This is a genomic window from Psychrobacter sp. NPDC078409 (assembly GCF_050268505.1).
GTDB lineage: Bacteria > Pseudomonadota > Gammaproteobacteria > Pseudomonadales > Moraxellaceae > Psychrobacter.
In genome coordinates this window covers 389,775-411,986 of the sequence record NZ_JBNNGW010000001.1, presented here as the reverse complement: position 1 = coordinate 411,986, position 22,212 = coordinate 389,775, and the positions used below count along the sequence as shown (strand labels likewise).

The 22,212-nt window shown below is 43.2% G+C and carries 16 protein-coding genes; 6 read left to right on the top strand and 10 right to left on the bottom strand.

The window, feature by feature from the left end; all coding sequences use genetic code 11:
* Positions 1-271 precede the first annotated feature (271 nt).
* From ACQKC9_RS01500 to ACQKC9_RS01490, 3 genes are all read right to left on the bottom strand, one after another.
* Entirely contained in the window at positions 272-1,738 is a 1,467-nt protein-coding gene (locus ACQKC9_RS01500) for a protein adenylyltransferase SelO (protein ID WP_427620231.1), read from the bottom strand.
* 335 nt (positions 1,739-2,073) lie between these two features.
* Complete coding sequence (locus ACQKC9_RS01495) at positions 2,074-3,252, bottom strand: acyl-CoA desaturase (RefSeq protein WP_191115423.1); 1,179 nt, start codon at positions 3,250-3,252, stop codon at positions 2,074-2,076.
* A 471-nt stretch (positions 3,253-3,723) separates the two neighbouring features.
* Positions 3,724-4,452 (bottom strand): glycerophosphodiester phosphodiesterase, encoded by a 729-nt coding sequence (locus ACQKC9_RS01490; RefSeq protein WP_427620230.1) that lies wholly within the window; start codon positions 4,450-4,452, stop codon positions 3,724-3,726.
* Positions 4,453-4,783: 331 nt separating this feature from the next.
* On the opposite strand from ACQKC9_RS01490, the gene ACQKC9_RS01485 reads away from it, so the two are divergent.
* Entirely contained in the window at positions 4,784-5,722 is a 939-nt protein-coding gene (locus tag ACQKC9_RS01485; protein ID WP_427620229.1) for a hypothetical protein, read from the top strand.
* Between the two features lie 131 nt (positions 5,723-5,853).
* Here ACQKC9_RS01485 and ACQKC9_RS01480 read toward each other — a convergent pair whose 3' ends face one another.
* Entirely contained in the window at positions 5,854-6,450 is a 597-nt protein-coding gene (locus ACQKC9_RS01480; protein WP_427620228.1) for a cob(I)yrinic acid a,c-diamide adenosyltransferase, read from the bottom strand.
* A 231-nt stretch (positions 6,451-6,681) separates the two neighbouring features.
* Between ACQKC9_RS01480 and cysS the strand changes: the two genes are divergently transcribed.
* The 5 genes from cysS to pdxH all read left to right on the top strand — a co-directional run bounded on the left by cysS (position 6,682) and on the right by pdxH (position 14,391).
* Positions 6,682-8,142, top strand: a complete 1,461-nt coding sequence (cysS, locus tag ACQKC9_RS01475; RefSeq protein ID WP_427620227.1) for a cysteine--tRNA ligase — start codon at positions 6,682-6,684, stop codon at positions 8,140-8,142.
* 153 nt (positions 8,143-8,295) lie between these two features.
* Positions 8,296-10,281: a mechanosensitive ion channel family protein gene (locus ACQKC9_RS01470; protein WP_427620226.1), complete on the top strand. Its 1,986-nt coding sequence runs from the start codon at positions 8,296-8,298 to the stop codon at positions 10,279-10,281.
* Positions 10,282-10,558: 277 nt separating this feature from the next.
* Positions 10,559-12,031 carry an IMP dehydrogenase gene (guaB, locus tag ACQKC9_RS01465; protein WP_057760534.1) on the top strand — a complete coding sequence of 491 codons (1,473 nt, stop codon included), beginning with the start codon at positions 10,559-10,561 and terminating at the stop codon, positions 12,029-12,031.
* A 211-nt stretch (positions 12,032-12,242) separates the two neighbouring features.
* Positions 12,243-13,610 (top strand): phosphoglucosamine mutase, encoded by a 1,368-nt coding sequence (gene glmM / locus ACQKC9_RS01460; RefSeq protein WP_427620225.1) that lies wholly within the window; start codon positions 12,243-12,245, stop codon positions 13,608-13,610.
* A 109-nt stretch (positions 13,611-13,719) separates the two neighbouring features.
* Complete coding sequence (gene pdxH, locus ACQKC9_RS01455) at positions 13,720-14,391, top strand: pyridoxamine 5'-phosphate oxidase (protein ID WP_427620459.1); 672 nt, start codon at positions 13,720-13,722, stop codon at positions 14,389-14,391.
* Between the two features lie 142 nt (positions 14,392-14,533).
* On the opposite strand, the gene ACQKC9_RS01450 is transcribed toward pdxH, so the two are convergent.
* The 6 genes from ACQKC9_RS01450 to ACQKC9_RS01425 all read right to left on the bottom strand — a co-directional run bounded on the left by ACQKC9_RS01450 (position 14,534) and on the right by ACQKC9_RS01425 (position 21,978).
* Positions 14,534-15,796, bottom strand: coding sequence for an HlyD family secretion protein (locus ACQKC9_RS01450; protein ID WP_427620224.1), 1,263 nt, complete (start codon positions 15,794-15,796; stop codon positions 14,534-14,536).
* A gap of 85 nt (positions 15,797-15,881) precedes the next feature.
* On the bottom strand, positions 15,882-17,570 hold the full coding sequence (locus ACQKC9_RS01445) for an MFS transporter (protein ID WP_427620223.1): 1,689 nt from the start codon (positions 17,568-17,570) through the stop codon (positions 15,882-15,884).
* 402 nt (positions 17,571-17,972) lie between these two features.
* The gene (locus ACQKC9_RS01440; protein WP_160021176.1) at positions 17,973-18,602 is read right to left on the bottom strand and encodes a glutathione S-transferase family protein; all 630 of its coding nucleotides are present in this window, start codon (positions 18,600-18,602) and stop codon (positions 17,973-17,975) included.
* A 30-nt stretch (positions 18,603-18,632) separates the two neighbouring features.
* Entirely contained in the window at positions 18,633-19,310 is a 678-nt protein-coding gene (locus ACQKC9_RS01435; RefSeq protein ID WP_427620222.1) for a type 1 glutamine amidotransferase domain-containing protein, read from the bottom strand.
* 239 nt (positions 19,311-19,549) lie between these two features.
* Positions 19,550-20,599, bottom strand: a complete 1,050-nt coding sequence (locus ACQKC9_RS01430; protein ID WP_427620221.1) for an NADP-dependent oxidoreductase — start codon at positions 20,597-20,599, stop codon at positions 19,550-19,552.
* A gap of 167 nt (positions 20,600-20,766) precedes the next feature.
* The gene (locus tag ACQKC9_RS01425; protein ID WP_101205076.1) at positions 20,767-21,978 is read right to left on the bottom strand and encodes an iron-containing alcohol dehydrogenase; all 1,212 of its coding nucleotides are present in this window, start codon (positions 21,976-21,978) and stop codon (positions 20,767-20,769) included.
* Positions 21,979-22,212 lie beyond the last annotated feature (234 nt).

Here is a 22,212-nt window from a genome sequence, read left to right as displayed (position 1 = left end):
ATTGGAAGGTATAAAAACGTTAAACGACTCACGACCATCAGAATCATGGTCGACGATCAAAGATCAGGTCAAAAAAGCAAACTAGCTAAAATATTCATTCTAGCATTATTGCCAATTCACTGCCTAGTCAACAACAATGAATTATGCGAATAATATAATAAAATGATATTCGTTATTTATCTCGTTGATAATGCCAAAAAATGCAGCTAGATATCAACCTTAATTTCATAATATTTCATAATATTTCAAAATATTACGGAATTGAAAGATGCTAAGACGAGCAACTAATAGGCATCTGCGGTGTATCAGGTGCAGGCGCAATAGTATCTAAATCACTAGCAATATCTTGCACGCTATAAGGACTGGCTAATAAGCGAAACACCCGATCAACTTCTTCGAACTGACCTTGCTCTGCGGCAGTAATCGCACGCTGCGCCATGCTATTACGAAGGACATAAACAGGATTGTTGGTTGTCATGTCATCAACTGCCTGCTCAAGTGGCAGCTGCTCGATGCTTGCAAGATAACGTGCTGACCAGTCTTGCCATACTTGCTGCGCGTCACTGCTTAATTCAGAGGTCATAGTAGCCAGTATTTTTTGTTCATAAGGATGATCTTCTGGTGCGACCAAACCGAGTAGGGCGCGGAAGCTATTGGTATAGTCGAGCAAATTGTCTTCTAATAGTGTCAACCATTCAAAAGCCAAGCTGAGGCTTTCTCTTTGATGCGGTAAGCCAAGCTTACGGCACAGACCTTGCTGATAGTGCTGCATAAAGGTTGCTTCATAAGGTGCTAAGCAATCAGCAAGCGTCTCACGAGTAACGCCTTCTAGGCGCATAAAGTGTGGCAGCCAAATGTTTAGATTCCAATGCCCGATAGCAGGCTGATTCTGATAAGCATAGCGACCCGCATGATCAGAGTGATTATTAATCCATGCAGGGTTAAAGCGCTCCATAAAGCCAAACGGCCCGAAGTCCAAAGTACTGCCTGTGATAGATAAGTTATCTGTGTTCATGACACCGTGAGCAAAACCAATCAATTGCCAATCAGCAATCATACGGGCCGTACGCTCAACCACTGCGGTCAAGAAAGCTAAGACAGGCGTTTCGCTATCGCGGCACTCTGGATAATAAATGTCAATCATATAGTCGGTGAACTCACCCAGTACATCAGGGGCAAAGCTGGCAATCCATTCGACATGACCGAGACGAATATGACTATCAGCCACACGCATCAACGCTGCACCTGCTTCGATACGCTCACGGCGTACTCTCGTATCAGATACCACAAACCCCAATGCGTTAGACGAGGGAATGCCAAGCTGGGTCAATGCATGACCGCACAGGTATTCGCGAATAGTACTACGTAAGACTGCGCGTCCATCACCCATACGTGAATAGGGCGTCAAGCCAGCACCTTTAAGATGCAAGTCTTGTGGCTGTCCATCATTATCGAGTACCTGCGCCATAAGTAAACCGCGTCCGTCACCCAATTGCCCAGCCCATTGTCCAAACTGGTGACCAGCATAGGCCATCGATAATGGTTTAAAGTTAGCTGGCACGTATTGACCGCCCAATATCTCAACCCAATTAGTCATCAGGTCCTCATCGTCGGCCCAGCCCAACTGCTGTGCAACTTGACTATTGAAGTGACCGGCACGAGGATTGTCTAGTGGCGTCGGTGGCTGCTCGTGATAAAGGCGCGTGTCTAGGTTGACGTAAGTGTTTTGATAACGCATACAGGCCGTTTCCATTAAAATATAAAAGTGAGAATGTCACTATAGCATAGCTCTTATATGGCATCGTTGCACTCTGTCCGTCTCTTGTAATATCTGGACGAAAAACAAATTTTTCGGTCTTTAATTAACTGAATATGATGGATGAGATGGTTATTGTTTTTAGGTTGGAGCTGGTAATAGCTCAGTCAATGTATTTGACCATCTATTATGATAATAAAATTATTAGAAGTAGCTGTAGTGACATAAGCGATAAATTATAAGCAAAAAAATCCCCCTATCTAGGACGGATAGGGGGATGGAGAAGCTTCAAAATTATAAAACAAATCAGAGATTAATTAAGCCGCTTTTTCGTTCGCGCCGATAGAGCGGAAAGCCGTTTTTAGATTGCTATTATGCTCAAGGATTTTCTGTTCGATTTTGGCATAATCGTGCTTTAATTTATCATCAACTTCATGCAAACGATCCGCAAACTCTGTCTTCTTAAGCTCGATAGTTTTTGCTTTTAGCGCTTGCCATTCTTCAACAGTCTGCGTAAAGGCATCATATTCAAACTTAATACGGTCTTGGAAACTCTTCATCGCATGAGGAAGATCAATGCCGCTGACTGCCGCTGTATCGATTTGCTGCTGAGCCTTCTTAAACTGCATTTGTACTTCTGCATGTTTGATAGTCGTATCATCAACAGTACGTAGCTCAGAAGTCAAACCAAGTTTTGATAAACCAGCGATTAACCATTTGGTTGGGTCATATTGCCACCATTTCACGCCATTACGATAGTCGTATTGGAAGAAGTGATGGTAGTTATGATAACCCTCACCCCACGTAAAGATAGCCAAGAAGAAGTTATCACGAGCACTGTTGGTATCCGTATAAGGACGTGTACCAAACATATGACAGAACGAGTTGATAAAGAACGTAAAGTGATGCGTCAATACCAAACGTAGTAGGCCTGCGATAACCAACGTACCCCAAACATCACCAAGCAACCAACCGATAGCGGCAACCATACCAACGTTCATGGCAACTACCCATAGACCGTAGTATTTATGCTGAATCTGTAAAACTCTATCTTTAGTCAAATCAGGAATGTTTTTGTAGTCGAACTTGCCGCTAGGGTAGTTACGTAGCATCCAGCCAATATGGCTGAACCAGAATCCACGCTGTGCTGAATACGGATCATCCAAACGATCATCTACATGACGATGGTGAGTACGGTGACCAGAAACCCAATCAAACGCAGAACCCTGTACCGCTAAGGTAGAACCAAGCAATAAAAAGTTTCTGACAATTGGATGCGCTTTATAAGCACGATGCGCCATTAGACGATGGTAACCTGCCGTAATACTGATACCAGTCCATACCATAAAGGCGCCAAATACCCCCCAAACAGGTGCGCTCACTTGATGAGTGAACAAGTACCATGGCGTAATGATCGCAGCAGCAATCGGCGTTGCTACCAAAATAGTCGCCGGAATCCAGTTGATCGGTGCTTTGGTAAATTCAAACTCGCGCATGTCAATGCTTTGCTCTTGCGCAGAAAGATCCGCTTGCTCAGAAGCTTTAGCATAATTGCGTTTGGCAACAGGCTGCTCATCAAGCGCCATTTGCGCTTTTTTCTCATCAAAACGAGTTTTAAAACGCGTTACTTGAGTGCTGGCGGTCTTTACAAGCGTGTCACCAGATTTGATAGCGAAACGTAAGCCTTTAAGCGGTAAGCCAAGTGCTTTTTTTGCAATCATATAATATCCCTAACGGTATTAATTTAAGCCACCATAGTACCTTAAAATGCGTGTAAAGTGAACACTTATACACTATAAAAATATTGCTAAATAACAATAACTTGTATGGATTATAGAATGTATTGGTCAAAAATACGAGTGACTTATCAGGCATGAAGGAGAAGTGTAACAAGGAGGGTAGATATGTAGGAAAGAATGCGTTTAACGAAAAACTGATTAAATATCAGAAAAGTACGGATAAATCGGTTAAGGCAACAGCAAATGACTTGGAAAATCCGTAATGATGACATCAGTCTGCCATTTGATGAGCTGCTCAATGGTGGGAATATCATTAACCGTCCAAGCACTTACGGGCAATCCATAACGGTGGCTATGCTTGATGACAGCTTGGGTCAAAAGCGGATAATGAATGCCCAGTTGAATGCAGCCGAGTTGCAATGCGGTATTGGTCGCGCTTGCCAATGCTTCTGGCGTACGAATGAGCAAGCCGCGAGGCATATGAGATAATAGTTTGTGACGTTGTAAACGGTTATGTAACTCGACATCGAAGCTTGTCAACACAACTGGTAAGTTGGCAAGAGGTGTATCAATAAATGCCTGCCGAAGCGCTGCAATCAACACCGCGTAATTGGTACGGCTATGTGTTTTAATTTCAAGCTCAATAACGTTAAATCCGCTAAGTGCAGGTGCCATGCTTGCCAATGTCATAATAGGTTGGCCAAACTGCAATTGGCATTGAATCTCTGTGAGCTTTAACTGATCAATACGTGCTTGTCGACCGCACATACGCTCTAAATCGTCATCGTGGAATACAATTAAATGACCATCAGCGTTTAGTTGTATATCAAACTCTACGCCTGCTAAGCCTCTTGACTTGAGGTTTTGAGAGTATTGGAAGCCTGAAAAGGTATTTTCTAACGCCTCACCGCGTGCGCCTCGATGACCTAACAACAACGTATCTCTAAAATTTATCATATGCACCAATTATCGATGGTTTTTATGCCCAATCATATAGCGTCATATCAATGACGTCTAACAAAAACTGCAATGTAATCCGTACTTTTTTAAATATGACTTTTTAGAGTCCAAATCTGCGAATGTTTGTTATGTTTTTGCAACCAAACGAAGGTTTTTTCCACAATGAGGGGCACTATTTGTATATCCATGGGCTACACTAATGACCATTTGATTTAAACACCGTATAATGATGTGGTTTTCATATCTGTAGCAGCTAGCGTTGCGATTTGAATGTTGAACACTGTCAGTCAGTGGCGGTATGAACCTGTAAATTGGGAGTAGAGTTAGTATGAGCGTAGCAAATATAAGTTTGAGCAAGTGGCATAAAGTTGCTGGGATTGGATTGGTATGTGGTTTGGCGCTTGCAGGCTGTGATCGCTCAGATAAAGAAGACACTACTGAGCAGGCAGAGCTAACAGAACAAGAGACGGTCGATGCTGAAAATAGCGTTGCGCCTGCGATCAGTTGTGATGATCCTATGGTGCAAGATCGCCTTAAGTCAGCTCTAAAGAATACGCTCAGCCAACAAGCACAGTCATTGGCTGCCAATTATGCAAATGATGCTGAAATCAGTTTAGCAAACGGTGTGGTTAGCGAAAAAACCAATGGCGTTGTCATTGATGTCCAAAACGCTGCCATCTTGCAACAAGCCAATGAGAACGGCATGACCACTTGTCAAGCAAGTGTCAGCATGACGCTACCAAGTGAAGACTTGTATCAAGCCAGTCAGGTACAAGCGGCCAATAATCAGCCAAGCTTACAATCACGTTTAGCGCAAGACAATATCCGTATCAATAACAATATGCTTGTTGATGACGCGTTCACTTATATCGTCGGTACTCAAGGCGGTCAAGTGCGTACGCGTATTGCAGGTCAACCTGCTTTGATTACTGTTGTTGCAGATGTAATGGCAGGTTCTGTATTTAAAACTGCAATGGATGAGCAACGCGCCCAACGTGCTGCTGAGCGCCGTGCAACGCAGAACAACGATACGACTCAAACAGCGCCAATCCGTCAGCCAAGAACCGTAACGCCAGTTGAGCCAATTCGCCCAACTGAACCTACGCCGCCGCCAACCATCAATAAGCCTGCTGAAAGTCAGAACAGTTCGACTGCAAACACCCAAGCAGCAGCTGCCGAGCCTAGCAAGCCAGCCACACCAAAAGCCGTACCTAAAGATGAAACCATCGATATGGTCATCATTGAAGACAACAGCGCGACTTATTAATTTATCATTGTAGTAAGAGATAGCGATTTCCAGTAAACCGAATTGCTATCGCTGAATAATAAAAACCCCGCAACAATCATGTCGCGGGGTTTTTGTGTTTAAGCTATTTATTGTTAAATACTTAGTTTGTGTTATTGACTGTCAGTGAACGTTTTCAATGCTTGACTGTCCCACAACACCTCAGAGATTTTTTCTGGATCTGTACAAAAGCGTGCAGCGACAAACAACCAATCAGATAAGCGATTAATAAAGCTGACGGCAGTAATACGAATCGCTTGTGGACGCTGCTGTTGCAATATCACAGCTTGACGTTCAGCGCGGCGACATACACTACGCGCCACGTGTAATTGACTCACCAATATAGAACCTGTCGGCAGAATAAAATCTTTTAATGGTGGCAATGTGGTATTCATCATATCTATTTGCTGCTCTAACCATTCAATATGAGTGGCATTAACTCCTTCATACTCTGGCATGGCAAGCTCGCCGCCTATATTGAATAACAGGTGCTGAATGATGACCAAGGCTTCAGAGAACTCTTTCTCTATAGATTGCCCTTTATTGTGCTTTAGTTGCGCACGTACCAAGCCAATATGCGAGTTGAGCTCGTCGATGTCACCCATGACGCTAAATAGATCGTCCGCTTTGCTAAGGCGGCTGCCATCAGCCATACCAGTGCTGCCGTCATCTCCAGTACGTGTGTATATTTTGCTTAAGCGATTGCCCATCTTTACATCCTTAACGGTTTTTATGATTGAATAGCGTTAGTTGCACGCTCATTGTAGTATTTTACGCCTGTTTTCGCTAAGATAATGGGTTACGTTTTATATCACGACGTTTTTGGTCTGAATTTTTTATTTTCTGGATTTATAGTCTCAGTTGTTGGTATGGCTTATTCATACATGGCGGCTGAGATTTTCCATTTCTCTATTTTATTTACGTTACAAGGCTTTTTTACTATGACCACACCACTTGCAGATGCGATGTCCCAACTTGCCATTTACGATTCATTGACTGGCAGCAAGCGTCAGTTTGTACCACTCAAAGCAGGGCAGGTTGGTATGTATGTGTGCGGCATGACCGTTTATGACTATTGTCATATTGGTCATGCGCGAGTGATGGTCGGTTTTGATATGGCTTCTCGTTGGTTGGCGCGCTTGGGTTACGACGTGAATTACGTACGTAATATCACTGATATCGATGATAAAATCATTGCCCGTGCTGCTGAAAACGGTGAAGAGATTGGTACATTGACGCAGCGCTTTATTGAAGCGATGCATGAAGACGCGACAGCCCTTGGTTGCGAGATGCCAAATGCTGAGCCACGTGCGACTGATCATATCGATGATATGCAGGATATGATTGAGACGTTGGTCACTGGCAACTATGCGTATGCAGGCGACAACGGTGATGTCTACTATGCTGTTGATAGCTTTGACGGTTATGGCAAATTATCAAAGCGCAATCTAGACGATATGCAGGCAGGTTCGCGAGTCGAAGTTGAAAATGATAAACGCAATCCATTTGACTTTGTACTATGGAAAGCGGCAAAACCTGACGAGCCGCAGTGGGCATCGCCATGGGGTCAAGGACGTCCAGGCTGGCATATCGAATGTTCAGCGATGTCGACTAAGTGCTTAGGTAGCACCTTTGATATTCATGGCGGTGGTCATGACTTACAGTTCCCGCATCACGAAAACGAAATCGCGCAGTCTGAGGCAGCAACTGGTTGTGAGTATGCACGCAACTGGATGCATGTTGGTTTTATCAATGTCGATGGCGAAAAAATGTCTAAATCATTGGGCAACTTTTTTACCATTCGCGATGTAATGGCAAAGTACTTACCTGAGACGGTACGTTTTTTCTTATTATCGAGCCATTACCGCAGCCAAGTGAACTTCTCTGATAGCGCATTGGATGAAGCTCATAATAGCCTAAGCAGACTATACAATGCACTAAAACTGGCTGAACAACAAAAAGGACAGTCAATCGTAATCAATGAAGACTTAGTGGCTGAAGCTTACAATAGCGCGGTTGGACAAGACTTCATGAAGGCGATGAATGACGACTTTAATAGCTCGACGGCCATTAGCGTCTTATTCGGATTGGCACGTGATATCAATAAAGCTATCAAGGCGGAAGACGTCGATACCGCATGGCAATTAGCCCAGCAACTAAAAGCATTGGCGCAAGTATTAAATATTTTACAGCAGCCAGTGCAGCAGTTTTTGCAAGCAGTGGTCGGTGATCAAGCAGAAGATGGTCTAACGGATGCCGTTATTGATAATTTGATTATCGAACGTGCAGAGTCTAAAGCCAACAAAAACTTTGCTCGTGCTGATGAAATACGTGAGCAACTAAAAGAGGCGGGTATTGAGCTCGAAGATAGCCGTGCTGGCACGACATGGCGCCGCGCTTAAAATAATTTTTGCCGTTTATAGGGTAAATAGCTACAAATCTCGTAATAAATTAAGTCAGCTTTAGGCTGGCTTTTTTTTGCTTACTGAATTAGGTTAAAGCAGCACCGATATATTTTTTATACTTTCCTTTTGTAGACTGATGGCTTTGAAAACATGAATACTCTTAAACAAAATCCTATGAACAATCATTGTGCTGTTTTTCGCTCAGATGATAATCATCAAGTAGATGTAGAGAAAAGTCGTTTTAAAAGCCATATGCTGCAAATATTGTTGGGCTTTTTGATTGTCGCTATAAATGTCATCTATACACCTGTTTATGCAGCAAATAGTGAAAATGCACAGAGTACGAGCGAGTCAGAAAAACAAACGCCTAGTAAGCCTGATAGTTTTGCTGAATATGCAGCCCAGCAAGTCAATGCACTCAAAGATGAAAGTGTCAGTATTTCTGGTATTACTGAAGAGATCTTTGATCCTACTGAGCGTAATGCAGTGGAGCAGGCAGGCAGACTACAAGGTGATACGGCACTGACCGGAGAATATAGTGAGAGCTACTATATACTCGATAAACTAAATGCTGGGTTGCCGCCGTTATCTGAGCCACCTAATTTAGAAACACCGCTTGCAGCCTTAGAGTTTTTTCAATCAGCGTTAATGAAGCAGCAGTATGATTTGGCCGCTTACGCGCTAAACATGAACTTGATTGATGAGAGAAGCCAACGTAGCCGTGCGCTTGATCTCACGAAGCGACTGGATTTCTTATTGTCCGAAAAAGAGCTATATGTATTCGACGATATGCCAGATCGTCCCGATGGCTTAATTGAACCACCGCTTGGTAATAATAGCAGTGTCATGGGTATTGCCAGACGTTCTATTCAGCTTGGCTATATTGATTATCGCGAGCGCCGCGTTCCTATCTATTTGCAGCGAGTACGAGTAGGGGATGAAGCACCTGTTTGGGTGTTTTCGGCGCAGACAGTAGGCAATATTGATAATCTCTATGAGCAGTATCATCCAGCCGAGTTCGAGCGTTATTTGCCCACTTGGTTAAAGCTAAAGTTTTTTGGAATTGCGCTATGGGAATTCTCAGCGCTGATATTGTTCTTTTTATTAACCATGGGTATGGGTTGGCTACTCAGTAAAGGTACTGCAAAAATCATCAATCATTATATCGATGAAGAAAAATACAGCATGTATGTTGGCAGTACCAACGGCGTGGCAGATTTGGTTAGCAAACTAACAGTACCATTAACCTTTACCATCAGTTTTTCACTGGTTTTTACCTTAGTTTCAGGTGGCTTTCCTTATTTAGATGCAGTCGCCTCATCTACTCGTCCGCTTATTTGGATTGGACTGGTATTTAGTACCATGTGGTTAGGCATTCGTATCATTAACTTTTTTGCCAATCGCTATCAAGACATGCAGATTGAAAATCTGGCTGCAGAGCATTTTGACAAAGAACGTCGTCGCCGTACTTATGTATCGATATTCCGCCGTGTCTTTATCTTCGCGATGATTTTGGGAAGTTTCTGGATAGGTCTTAGTGAATTTGCCAATATGGAAGGCCTTGGCAAGACGTTACTGACCTCAGCAGGTATCGCAGGTGTGGTTATCGGTATTGCAGCACAGCCGATATTGGGGAATATCATCGCTGGTGTACAGGTGGCAGTGACGCAGCCAGTGCGAATCGGCGATAGTGTGATAATGGATGGTAATTTTAGTACGGTCGAAGACCTGCGTTACACGTATGCCGTGTTAAAAACATGGGACGAGCGTCGCTTGATCGTGCCAATGCGTGAACTGATCACTGAACGAGTGGAAAACTGGTCGCATACGGAAGTACATCAGACCTGTCCTGTGTTTTTGTATATCGACTATGGCGCAGATATCGACGCTATCCGAGAGGCATTTATATCGATGGTCAAGGACAATAAACTTTGGGATGATAAAACAGAACCTGAAATGTATGTGGTTGATGTGACTGAAAATACCATTCAACTGCGCGGCGCTGTTTCATCAGTAGGGCCTATAGAAGCATGGACGCTGGCTTGTGAGATACGGGAGCAAATGCTTGGTTATTTGCATGCGCAGCAAAACAAATATCTACCTACAGAGCGTTTTACGTTAACAAAAGGCGATTAGAAGTCAGGAGTAGCTATAAGTCTTGCGAGCTTGATTAGCTTTAAAAGCGAGCTATTAATGGTTTGAGACATGACTGACATCGATAAAGACTTACTTGTGTAAAATAATCTGACAAATATAGTGTGTCAGTGAGGCGCTTATTTGTTATAATGTGGCGTTATTTTTATAGGATAACTGAGTGGTTGGCGATGAGTCGGCACTGTGCTTGCAGCTGCAATGATTGATACGCTTTACCCTGAGCTCCTACCCATCAAAATAACCACCACTAGGGGTCTGTATGTTGCGAATTGTCGATGAAGCCTTAACCTTTGATGACGTTTTATTATTACCAGCCTATTCTGAAGTTCTGCCAAAAACTGCTGATCTGTCTACTCGTTTGACCAAAAACATCACACTTAATCTTCCGCTAATCTCTGCGGCAATGGATACTGTGACTGAGTCTGAAATGGCTATCACTATGGCACAGCTTGGTGGCATGGGTATTTTGCATAAGAGCATGGACATCGAAAAGCAGGCCACCCAAGTACGCCGTGTCAAAAAATTTGAAGCGGGTACCGTCGTTGATCCTATCACTGTACATCCAGAGATGACGATTGGTGAATTGCTGCGTTTGACTCAAGATAATAATATCTCAGGTGTGCCTGTGGTCGAAAAAGGCACAGATAATGTTGTGGGTATTGTTACCCATAGAGATTGGCGTTTTGAAACCAATTTATCGTTGCCAGTTAGCCAGATCATGACGCCTAAAGAGCAGCTAGTAACTGTGCATGAAGGTGAAAGCAACGAGAATATCAAAAGATTGTTGCATGAGCACCGCATCGAAAAAGTCATCGTTATTGACGATAATTTCCGCCTGCGTGGTTTGATTACTGTTAATGACTTTGCCAAAGCTGAAAACAATCCAAATGCATGTAAAGACGAACAAGGTCGCCTACGTGTTGGTGCAGCTGTTGGTACAGGTGCAGACACGCAAGCCCGCGTTGAAGCATTAATCGCTGCTGATGTTGACGTTATCGTCGTTGATACTGCGCACGGTCATTCAAAAGGCGTGATCGATAAAGTATCTTGGATTAAGAAAAACTACCCGCATGTACAAGTAATCGGTGGCAACATCGCAACAGGTGAAGCTGCAATCGCTTTACGTGACGCAGGTGCTGATGCAGTGAAAGTAGGTATCGGCCCTGGTTCTATCTGTACCACGCGTATTATCGCAGGTATCGGTGTACCACAAATATCAGCCATTGATAACGTTGCTAGTGCTTTGAAAGACAGCATTCCATTGATTGCTGACGGTGGTATTCGTTATTCAGGTGACATGGCAAAAGCAATCGCTGCTGGTGCATCATGCATCATGGTTGGTTCACTCATGGCTGGTACTGAAGAAGCGCCAGGTGAAGTTGAGCTGTTCCAAGGTCGCTACTATAAAGCGTATCGCGGTATGGGTAGTTTGGGTGCAATGTCAGGATCAAACGGTTCTTCAGATCGCTACTTCCAAGATGCAAAAGACGGCGTAGAGAAGCTAGTGCCAGAAGGTATCGAAGGCCGTGTTCCTTATAAAGGACCAGTTGCGGGTATCGTTAACCAGTTGGTTGGTGGCCTACGTTCATCAATGGGTTATACGGGTTCTGCCACGATTGAAGATATGCGTACCAATCCGCAGTTTATCAAAGTAACCTCAGCGGGTATGAAAGAGTCGCATGTGCATGATGTGCAAATCACTAAAGAAGCGCCGAACTACCGAGTAAACTAGATCGTTCCGTAAAATGCTTCTCTTTTATAGTTTTAAATCGTATTGATGTTAGCTGAGACGTAAGGCTGCAGCGAGCTTAAGATACAAACAGCCAACAATGCTCTGTTATTGTTGGCTGTTTTTTTTGTAAAATACAGAAACAGATTATTACAACAATAGTATTGCCTGCGTATACGTTTGGCCTTTTATTTTTTGACTTGAGGAACACATAATGAGCTATTTTGGCACTGATGGAATTCGCGGAAAATTTGGTGAATTACCAATTACACCAGACTTTATTTTAAAACTAGGCTATGTCACTGGGCTTGTTCTCATAGAAAAAAATGAAAATCTTACGCGTAAGCCAAGTGTGGTGATTGGTAAAGATACACGTCTGTCAGGCTATGTGATAGAGGGAGCATTACAAGCAGGTTTTAATGCGGCTGGTGTTGATGTCTATATGCTTGGTCCATTGCCAACCCCAGCGATTGCGCATTTAACCCGTAGCTTTAATGCAGATGCTGGCGTGGTTATCTCAGCCTCACACAACCCTTATTATGATAATGGCATCAAGTTTTTCTCAGGTGACGGCAAAAAGATAAGTGATGAGATGCAAACTGCAATCAATGATAAATTGACGGCAATTATGAACGACGTTGGTAGTGATGTTGCCATAATGCCTATTCTTGATCCTGCAAATTTAGGTAAGAATAATCGTATTGATGATGCTAAAGGTCGCTATATTGAGTTTTGCAAAGGCAGTTTTCCTTATCAATATGACCTCAGTCATCTGACGGTAGTAGTGGATTGTGCCAATGGTGCAGGCTATAGCGTAGCACCTAGAGTGATGCGCGAGTTGGGTGCCAACGTGATTGCCATCAATAATACGCCAGACGGCATTAATATCAATGCTGAATGTGGTTCTACTCATCCTGAAAGCTTACAAAAGGCTGTGCTTGAGCATGACGCAGATGTCGGTATTGCACTAGATGGTGATGGCGATCGTATTGTAATGGTTGATGAGACGGGTAAGCTAGTCGACGGCGATGGTATCTTATATGTACTTGCTACCCAAGGTAAAACTAAAGCTGAAGGTGTTGTCGGCACGCTCATGAGCAATATGGGATTAGAGCTGGCGCTAAAAGATGCAGACATTCAATTTACCCGTGCAAAGGTGGGTGATCGCTATGTGATGCAGGACTTAGAAGCCAATGGCTGGATATTGGGCGGTGAGCCATCTGGTCATATTCTCTGTTTAGACAAAAGTCGCACAGGGGACGCTATCATTGCTGGTTTGCAAGTACTGGCAGTCATGCAAGCCAGAGAGCGTGCGCTAAGTGAACTTGTTGAAGGTTTTGAGGTGTTACCGCAAAAACTAGTCAATGTACGTTTGTCTCAAATGCAAGACCCATTCAAACATGAGGAGTTGGTTGCTGCTTTTGATAAAGCACAGGCAACGCTAGAGGGTCGTGGTCGTCTTCTTATACGTCAATCAGGTACAGAGCCTATGATTCGTGTGATGGTGGAGTCAGATGATGAGATAGAATGCGATGTAATGGCTAATGACTTAGCTGATCTTATAAAATCAGTACTAGGCTAATAGTATTTAAGGCAATAACTGATATTTAAAATAGCAACTGGTATTCAAGATAATGACTGGTATTCGAGACAACAACATTATAGTTTTCAAATAAGGAACTGCCATGAGCATGGACTTTACCGACCAACGCCTCTCATACGAGAAAGGTGAGCTTGACCAACAGTCAGTACCAACGTCACCATTCGAGCTTTTTAAAGCTTGGATGAATGAGGCGCTAGCGCAAAAGGTGCAAGAGCCTTATGCAATGAGTTTGGCGACATGTGGCGCAGACAATAAGCCTAGTGTCCGTATTGTGTTACTACGCGAGATTACTGAGACAGGTATTGTTTTCTATACCAATTACGAAAGCGCGAAGGGGCAGGATATCGCAGAAAACCCTAATGCCGAAGCGTTATTCTTTTGGCATGAGCTGGAGCGCCAAGTCCGTATCAGCGGTAGTATCGCTAAAATCGCTGCTGATAAATCGGCTGCTTACTTCCAAAAGCGTCCCCATGATAGTCAAGTAGGGGCTTGGGTCAGTCAACCGCAAAGTGGTGAAGTGGCCAATCGTGAAGTCATGGAGCAAACGTTTGAACAGCTTCAAGCAGAGCACCCTGACAATACTACCGTACCAACGCCAGAGTTCTGGGGTGGGTATGAAATTACGGTTGAAAGTATTGAGTTTTGGCAAGGTCGCGCCAATCGGATGCATGACCGAATTGTGTATACGCAGAGTAGCGGCGACAACAGTGAAGGCAATGAAGGTAATACAAGCTGGACAACCAAACGTTTACTACCATAGTTGTTGTAGCCTCAAGCTATAAATTATACAAAACTAAAAAAGCCACTCTAAATCCAAGTTCTTTGGTATCTAGAGCGGCTTTTTTACGTTAGCTATTTACCTTATCTGACATTATTTTTTATTTAACTTTTTATTCAACCTTTCATTTAATATTGGTATCGACATCCACTGAGACTGACATGCCAGGGCGTAAGCGCGCAAGCTCAGGCTGGTTTTGGTCTAGGTCGATACGTACAGGAATACGTTGAGCAATTTTTATGTAGTTACCTGTCGCAGGGTTGGCAGCAGCAGCACTGAACTCGCTACCAGTCGCTGGCGAGATATTACTCACACGACCCGTAAATTTGGCACCGCCAAGCGCATCGACATGAATGGTCGCAGGCTCGCCGATTGCCATATTGGCTATTTGAGTTTCCTTAAAGTTTGCAATAATCCAAATGCCCTTTGGCACGATATACATGAGCTGCGTACCAGCGCTGACGTATTGGCCTTCTTTGACACTAACTTGGCTTAGCTGGCCAGATTCAGGTGCAGTGATGATAGTATTGTCTAGATTGATTTGCGCTTGCTTGACGCCTGCTTCAGCATTTTTGATATTTGCGTCCAGCGATGAGCGACTGCCGCTAGTCTTTTCACGGTTTTCTTGAGCCGCCTGTAAATTAGCTTCTGCTTGCTGTACCCCTGCTTGTGCTTGAGCCAATTGTGCCTTGATATGAGCAACTTCTGCCTTTGATACCGCACCAATAGCATCTAAACCTTGATAACGGTTGACATCTTCACGCGCGCTTTCTACATTGATTTTGGCACTATACAAATCAGCTCTACGTGCTTCGATTTGTGCTTGGCTGGTTTGCGTATCCTGGTCATTGGTAGAGCGGTTAGTAAGAGCTACCTCAGTATTTGCTTGTGCCTGATCGAGCTGCTGCTGAAAGGTTCGATCGTCAATCTTTATGAGTAAGTCGCCAGCTTTTACGTTGGCGAAGTCTTGCACGGCTACCTTGGTCACATAGCCAGAAACTTGCGGGCTAATAATAGTCGTCTGACCTTTGACAAAAGCATTATTGGTTTGCTGTACCGTTGGGGTGAACGGTGGGAGCTTCCAGGCATACAAAATCAATGCCACACCAATGACAATCAATAGAATTAATAAACCTAAGTTTAGATAGGACTTTTTCTTGGGCGACCAACCTGTAGTATCGGGTATTGGCTCTTTTGGTGGCATCGGTGGTTCATTGCTGTCTGTACTGTTTTCTACAACACCTTCTGCTGTCTTAGTTGCTGATGGCGAAGAATTTGTAGCAGACTCTTCTTTGCTTATATCGGACGTTATAGGTGTGTCTGTTGCTGGAGCGCCAGTGGACGTCTGAGGTGTTTGATTAAGCTCATTTGGTTTTTCTTGGCTCATGACGTGCTCCTAAATTTTCAATAAATATTAAAATAGACTGGCTATAAATGAATGAGGTGAAACATGATTAATATAATAAGCTGAGTCATTTTGACTCACGCATTTTTGCAATAACGGCAAGCTCTTTAGCAAGGGGATTGCGTTTGTGGTAACGGTTATAAAAATAATTGATCAATAAAATAGCTGTAACGAAAGTAGCAAAACTGGCCATCAAAAAGAACAGATCGCTATAAGCGGAGACAGTTGCTTGGCGCTGAATCCCTTGCAACACTTGACTCATTGCAGCCACATTCGCTTGCGCTGCGTCCGTCGTTTGGTTTGACAATACACTACGAGTACCGGCAATTTGAGCGCTGAACGTAGGATCACCCAAGTTCAGTGAGCTGACCATATCTGCATAATGGGCCTGTGTACGAATGGTCGTAAATGCCTGAATAGCCGCTGCACCTGCCAATCCACCAACCGTTTGGGAAATACCAAAGATAACCGAAAAACTAATGATATAAGCAGGCCCACTGGCAATAGCACGCAGAAATCCTTCGAAAACCAAAGGTCCCATAAAATATACCGCGGCAAATGCAATCAAAAACTGACTAATATAAAACATATAAGGAGCGGAGTTGATAGACACCCCAACGTCCATCCAAGAACCCAAAGCAATCAATGCCACTGCAAAAACAACAGGACGGCGCAAGTCCATTGGATTGGTACTAAAAATACTAATCACCAAAGCCAACACACTGGCAGCCATTATGACAGCATAAAAAGTAACTAACTGATCGTTACCATAACCCAAATTAGCAAGTAGGCCTGCAGCACCGACATTTTGCTCAGACAGCAAAATTCGCATGACCGCGCCGGTAATCATAAAAGCAATAATATTGCGGCTACGCATCCAGCGCACTTGTAGCATCGGGTTTTTGCGATGTGTCTCAATCCATAGAGCGACGCCAATTCCAACGATAGCAATCATCAGTGGATAGACGAGCCAAGGTGTCGTCCACCATAAAATCCTACCTTGCACCAAAATTACAGCCAGTGCAGCTAGACCGCTCGCAAAAAAAGCAAAGCTGAGAAAATCGAGTTTCTCAAATACTTTTTCCGTATTACCTGGTGGTAGCTCCAATATATTAATCAGTCCAAAACAAATCAGTGCCAAACCAAATTGAAATAAAAATAAATTCTCAAGCTGACCGTCGATGGCGAGATAGGGCGAGATGATTCGTGATAATGGAATACCAAACTGCACCAAGCCAAAACCCAATATCAAGCCACTGGTACGCTTGACGGTTGGCATACCTTGCAAACAATAGAATAAACCTAAAATGGTCATGCCACTTGCGACCATACCACTAAGTCCTCTGGCGACAATTTCTAGATAATAAGGCTCAATTTTTATATTAGGCGTATCTAATAAGTGACTACTGATTAGCCACTGTAGACTCGTGGCAGCTAACAAAAAGAACAGAGTGATTTTACTAAAGAGTGACATGCCAAACTGTTGGCGAATTTTGTACAGCAGAACGGTGATACAGGCGTTGGTCATATTATAGCTAACAGATATCCAACCGCCTTCAGCTGGCGTTAAGCCTAGTTGACCTTGAATTTGAGTAAGATTTGCGACGAGCAGACCGTTTTGGAAACTGGCTGTGAGACCAACGAAAATTCCAATCAGTAAGTAAAATAATTTGCGGCGTGTAGGATGATCAGGATTGGCAGGAGAGCCTACCATTATCGGTTGTTCGTGGGGCTTAAACTGATATTCGTTACTCATGGACGTACCATAATCTGTATAAGGAAATAGAATGGCATAGAACAGATTCCAGACGCAAAATCAGGTCAGTACGATGAATGTTCATAGCTTAAAACGCAATGGGGTAGCTGATATAAATGCTGGTCAAACTGGAAAGATAGCCCAAGAAATGCAGGGCATATTTTATCATAACTTCTACAACGCTTTTGTCATCACCGCGTAACTCATCAGCGCTGCTGAATAAAGATATACCAGTATTTCGTGCAATTTAACGAACATTAAAACAAACGATGCAACAAGTAAAAAATGCTATAGGCATAAAAAACAGCTCTATACAGAGCTGTTTTTGTGTATCGAAAAATCAGGTGGTCAATTACTACGTAGCATTTTGACTAACACCATAGTATCAATTAATACCAAATACTAAATCGATTCATCATATTTTGCTTCTAGCTGCATCGCACGCTGATAGCTATCAAGACCGGCCAGCTTTTCAGCATACTGTTTGATATGCGGATAAGCATCAAGTTTCTGACGCTTAGCAAGAATAATCAAATCGAATGACAGCATAAAGTCGGCACCACTTAGCTTGTCACCCACGATAAACGACTTACCTTCAACCGAAGTATCCAGATATTTAAATAGTCTGGTTTTCTCTGTTTCGATATAGCCATTTAAAAACTCATTGTCATTAATGCCCGCTTTGTTAGTAAATAATTCAAGCATTAATGGCAACATGAGCGAGCTTTCTGCAAAATCAATCCACTGTAGATAGTAGCCGTAGTCTGAGCTTCCTGTAGCAGGGCGCAAACGCTCTGGCGCAAACCGTTCAATTAACAGCTCAGTGATAGCACCTGACTCAGCATAAATCTGTCCATCCATTTCGATAACCGGAGACTTACCGAGTGGATGTACAGCCTTTAGAGAGTCTGGTGCTAAATGAGTCTTGGCATCGCGCTGATGACTAACGACTTCATAAGGTACGCCTAGCTCTTCTAGGAGCCATAGCGTACGTAATGAGCGTGATTGATTGAGATGATGTAAGCGAATCATGGTATCGACCTTATTGCGTAGTGAATTTGACTAACCTTGCAGCTTCGCCATTAGACGCTTAGCAGCTTCTTCTGATGATGCAGGGTTTTGACCTGTGATTAGCAGACCATCTTCAACAACAAATGATTCCCAATCAGCCGCTTTTTCGTAGTTACCGCCATTGGCTTTCAATGCGTCTTCTACTAAGAACGGTACTACGTCTGTTAAGCCAACTGCGTCTTCTTCAGAGTTAGTGAAACCAGTCACTGTTTTGCCTTTTACTAAGTACTCGCCATCGACTTTAACGTTTTTAAGCGCTGCAGGAGAATGACAAACAAAAGCAACAGGCTTATCTTGCTTGACAAAAGTCTCGATCAGATTGATAGAGTTTTCATCTACTGCCAAATCCCACAACGGGCCATGACCACCAGGATAAAATACTGAATCAAAGTCTTCAGCGTTCATATCAGCAAGTTTTTTGGTGTTAGCCAGATGCTCTTGAGCATCTTTGTCGTCTTTAAAACGAGTGGTGTCTTTGGTTTGCGTGTCTTCTGTGTCACTACTAGGATCTAGTGGTGGCTGACCGCCAGCTGGAGAAGCTAGAGTTACATTTACACCAGCGTCAAGAAATGCGTAGTAAGGAGCAGCAAATTCTTCTAGCCAAAAGCCAGTTTTTTTACCAGTATCGCCTAAACGGTCATGAGAAGTTAGTACCATTAAAATGTTCATAATTATCCTTGTTTATTATTTATGTGTTAGTAACTATATAGCCAACAGTCATAAGTTTTACGTTACATCATTAGCTGTTTTTACTTAATTAGCCTAAATGCAAATAATGACTGTTAGCATTATTCCTGCTTTGTAAGCAACTTTCAGTAGTGATATTAGCAATTTATGTTGTTAAGTAGTTATTCACAACGATTACTAACTGTCAGTAGCTGCTTAACTAGCGAATGTTTAACCAGTAACTATTTGACGTCAGATACTTTGATTACAGTCTTACCAAAGTTATCACCGTTCAACATACTGACAAATGCATCTGGGGCATTATCTAGACCGTCAGTAATGTGCTCTTTGGTTTTCACTTCGCCTGACTCTACCCATTTGCTCATGGTTTCCAAGAACTGGGGGAAGTGGTCGCCGTACTCTTCAAAGATAATGAAACCTCTGACAGTTAGGCGTTGACTTAAGATAAGACCCATCAACATACCTAGGCGATCTTTGCCATCCGGTAAATCAGTTGCGTTGTACTGCGATACCAGACCACATACTGGAATACGTGCGTGGTCGTTAAGTAAGGGCATTACCGCATCAAATACTTTACCGCCAACGTTTTCATAGTAGATGTCGATACCATCTGGACACGCTGCTTTTAATTGCTCAGCGAAGTCATCGGCTTTGTGATCGATACAGATATCGAAGCCAAGCTCATTGACCGCAAAGTCGCATTTCTCTTTGCCGCCTGCCACACCGACAGTGCGCAGACCATATTGATTACCCACTTGACCGACAGTGGCACCGACCGGTCCAGTAGCTGCTGCCACAACTAAGGTTTCGCCTTTTTGTGGTTTACCGATATCAGTCAGACCCATGTAACCGGTGAACCCTGGCATACCTAACACACCTAAACCATAAGAAGGGTTAGACATGTTTTTGTCTAGTTTCAGGACGCCTTCGCCATCACTGACACTGTAGTCCTGCCAGCCTGAGTTTGATACGACTAAGTCGCCTACCGCGAAGTTATCGATATTCGACTCTACCACTTGCGCTACGGTACCACCCATGATGACGTCACCGACTTCTAACGGGTCTGCATAGCTCTTTGCATCACTCATACGCCCACGCATGTATGGATCTAGTGATAGATATACAGTGCGTAGTAGCATCTCGTTATCTTTCGGCGTAGGAATGTCGCTAGTTGCTATGTCAAAATTGTCAGCAGTAGGTACGCCATTAGGACGGCTCGCCAATTTGATTTGACGGTTTGTTTGTTGATTCTGTTGTTTGTCGAAGCTCATTGTAGGACTCCTTTATATTTATTAATTGTCATTATTATAGTCGTGTTAAATGTAGTAGCTACTCAGCATGGAATAGCTACTACTATAGATAGCATAACGATATGTACTTATTGTTACTGTCGCGATTTTTCTTATAATTCTTCTGACAGTTCTTGCTATAGCGCTTATTAAGACGCTTTGCTAGTTACAGCGCGCTGCAAGATACGACGTGATACTTCTAAGTCGTTAGTACCATGTTCACCAAGCTTGACCATGTTATGCACTTCAAGCTGCTTGATAATTGGATCAATCGCTGATTCCGTCAAGTCAACATCTTCTAGGCTAACTGGCAAGCCAAGCTCGCGGAAGAAGTTTTCAGTGTAAACAATAGCCGTTTCGATGATAGCATCGTCGTCTAGGTCAGTATCGGTAATGTTCCATACGTTACGTGCATACTGAAGCAGTTTTTCTTTTTTGCTTTCTTTTAGCTCACGCATGACTGATGGTAATACGATGGTTAGCGTACGTGCATGATCGATAGCGTGTAATGATGTCAGCTCATGACCAACCATGTGAGTTGTCCAGTCTTGTGGTACACCAGTGCCGATCAGACCGTTCAATGCCATGGTCGCTGTCCACATAATGTTCTTACGTGTTTCTAGGTTTTCTGGATCTTGCTTAACAACTAGACCTTCATCGATAAGGATTTTAAGCAAGCTTTCAGCAAAGGCATCTTGTACTTTAGCGTTTACTGGGTAAGTCAGATATTGTTCCATTACATGAACAAATGCATCAGCAACACCATTCATAACCTGACGTTCAGGCAGGGTAAGTGTTTTGATTGGATCTAGAATTGAGAATTTAGGGAAGGCAAGTGGGTTACCAAACGGTAGTTTTGCTTGACGTTCACTATAGTTGATCACGCCGCCTGAGTTCATCTCAGAACCTGTTGCTGGGATAGTCAATACAGCACCCAAGTCGACAGCAGAATCGATGTTTTTGCAATAACCAGTTAGGGCATCCCAAGCTTGGTCACGTGAGACAGTGCCGTCTTCTTCAGTCAATGAAGAAACGAGTGCGACAAATTTGCTACCGTCAATTACAGAACCACCGCCAACTGCTAATAAGAAGTCGATGTTATGCTCATTAACCATATCAGCGGCTTTTAATAACGTAGTGAATTCTGGGTTGGCTTCGATGCCACCAAATTCAAATACAGTACGGTTACCGCTTGCCGCTAATGCTGTTTTCACTTCGTCTAAAGTACCAGTACGCTGTGCTGAACCACCACCATAAGTAATGAGTACACGCGCATCAGTAGGGACTAAATCTGATAATTGCTCGATTTGACCTTCACCAAAAACGATACGGACTGGGTTGTAGTATTGGAAGTTATTCATAAGATTCCTAATTAGTAATAAAAAGTTTTTAATAAAAACGGTTCAATTAAATGGTTTTGACATGGGATATTGTCTGATATCAATCAATGAATGATAAGCAATGCTCGTATAGACATTCATTCTTAATATTTATGCGCATTGTACACCAATTAGACCAGTCGTCTAGTTATATTTACAAAACTCTCGTATAACTGTCTAAGCCGTATGCAAATGTCTTTAAGAAATTCGTTTAAA

Coding starts and splice junctions, on each gene's coding strand:
- ACQKC9_RS01500 (WP_427620231.1), bottom strand. CDS start 1,738: ATGCGTTATCAAAACACTTACGTCAACCTAGACACGCGCCTTTATCAC.
- ACQKC9_RS01495 (WP_191115423.1), bottom strand. CDS start 3,252: ATGCGCGAGTTTGAATTTACCAAAGCACCGATCAACTGGATTCCGGCG.
- ACQKC9_RS01490 (WP_427620230.1), bottom strand. CDS start 4,452: ATGATAAATTTTAGAGATACGTTGTTGTTAGGTCATCGAGGCGCACGC.
- ACQKC9_RS01485 (WP_427620229.1), top strand. CDS start 4,784: ATGAGCGTAGCAAATATAAGTTTGAGCAAGTGGCATAAAGTTGCTGGG.
- ACQKC9_RS01480 (WP_427620228.1), bottom strand. CDS start 6,450: ATGGGCAATCGCTTAAGCAAAATATACACACGTACTGGAGATGACGGC.
- cysS (WP_427620227.1), top strand. CDS start 6,682: ATGACCACACCACTTGCAGATGCGATGTCCCAACTTGCCATTTACGAT.
- ACQKC9_RS01470 (WP_427620226.1), top strand. CDS start 8,296: ATGAATACTCTTAAACAAAATCCTATGAACAATCATTGTGCTGTTTTT.
- guaB (WP_057760534.1), top strand. CDS start 10,559: ATGTTGCGAATTGTCGATGAAGCCTTAACCTTTGATGACGTTTTATTA.
- glmM (WP_427620225.1), top strand. CDS start 12,243: ATGAGCTATTTTGGCACTGATGGAATTCGCGGAAAATTTGGTGAATTA.
- pdxH (WP_427620459.1), top strand. CDS start 13,720: ATGGACTTTACCGACCAACGCCTCTCATACGAGAAAGGTGAGCTTGAC.
- ACQKC9_RS01450 (WP_427620224.1), bottom strand. CDS start 15,796: ATGAGCCAAGAAAAACCAAATGAGCTTAATCAAACACCTCAGACGTCC.
- ACQKC9_RS01445 (WP_427620223.1), bottom strand. CDS start 17,570: ATGAGTAACGAATATCAGTTTAAGCCCCACGAACAACCGATAATGGTA.
- ACQKC9_RS01440 (WP_160021176.1), bottom strand. CDS start 18,602: ATGATTCGCTTACATCATCTCAATCAATCACGCTCATTACGTACGCTA.
- ACQKC9_RS01435 (WP_427620222.1), bottom strand. CDS start 19,310: ATGAACATTTTAATGGTACTAACTTCTCATGACCGTTTAGGCGATACT.
- ACQKC9_RS01430 (WP_427620221.1), bottom strand. CDS start 20,599: ATGAGCTTCGACAAACAACAGAATCAACAAACAAACCGTCAAATCAAA.
- ACQKC9_RS01425 (WP_101205076.1), bottom strand. CDS start 21,978: ATGAATAACTTCCAATACTACAACCCAGTCCGTATCGTTTTTGGTGAA.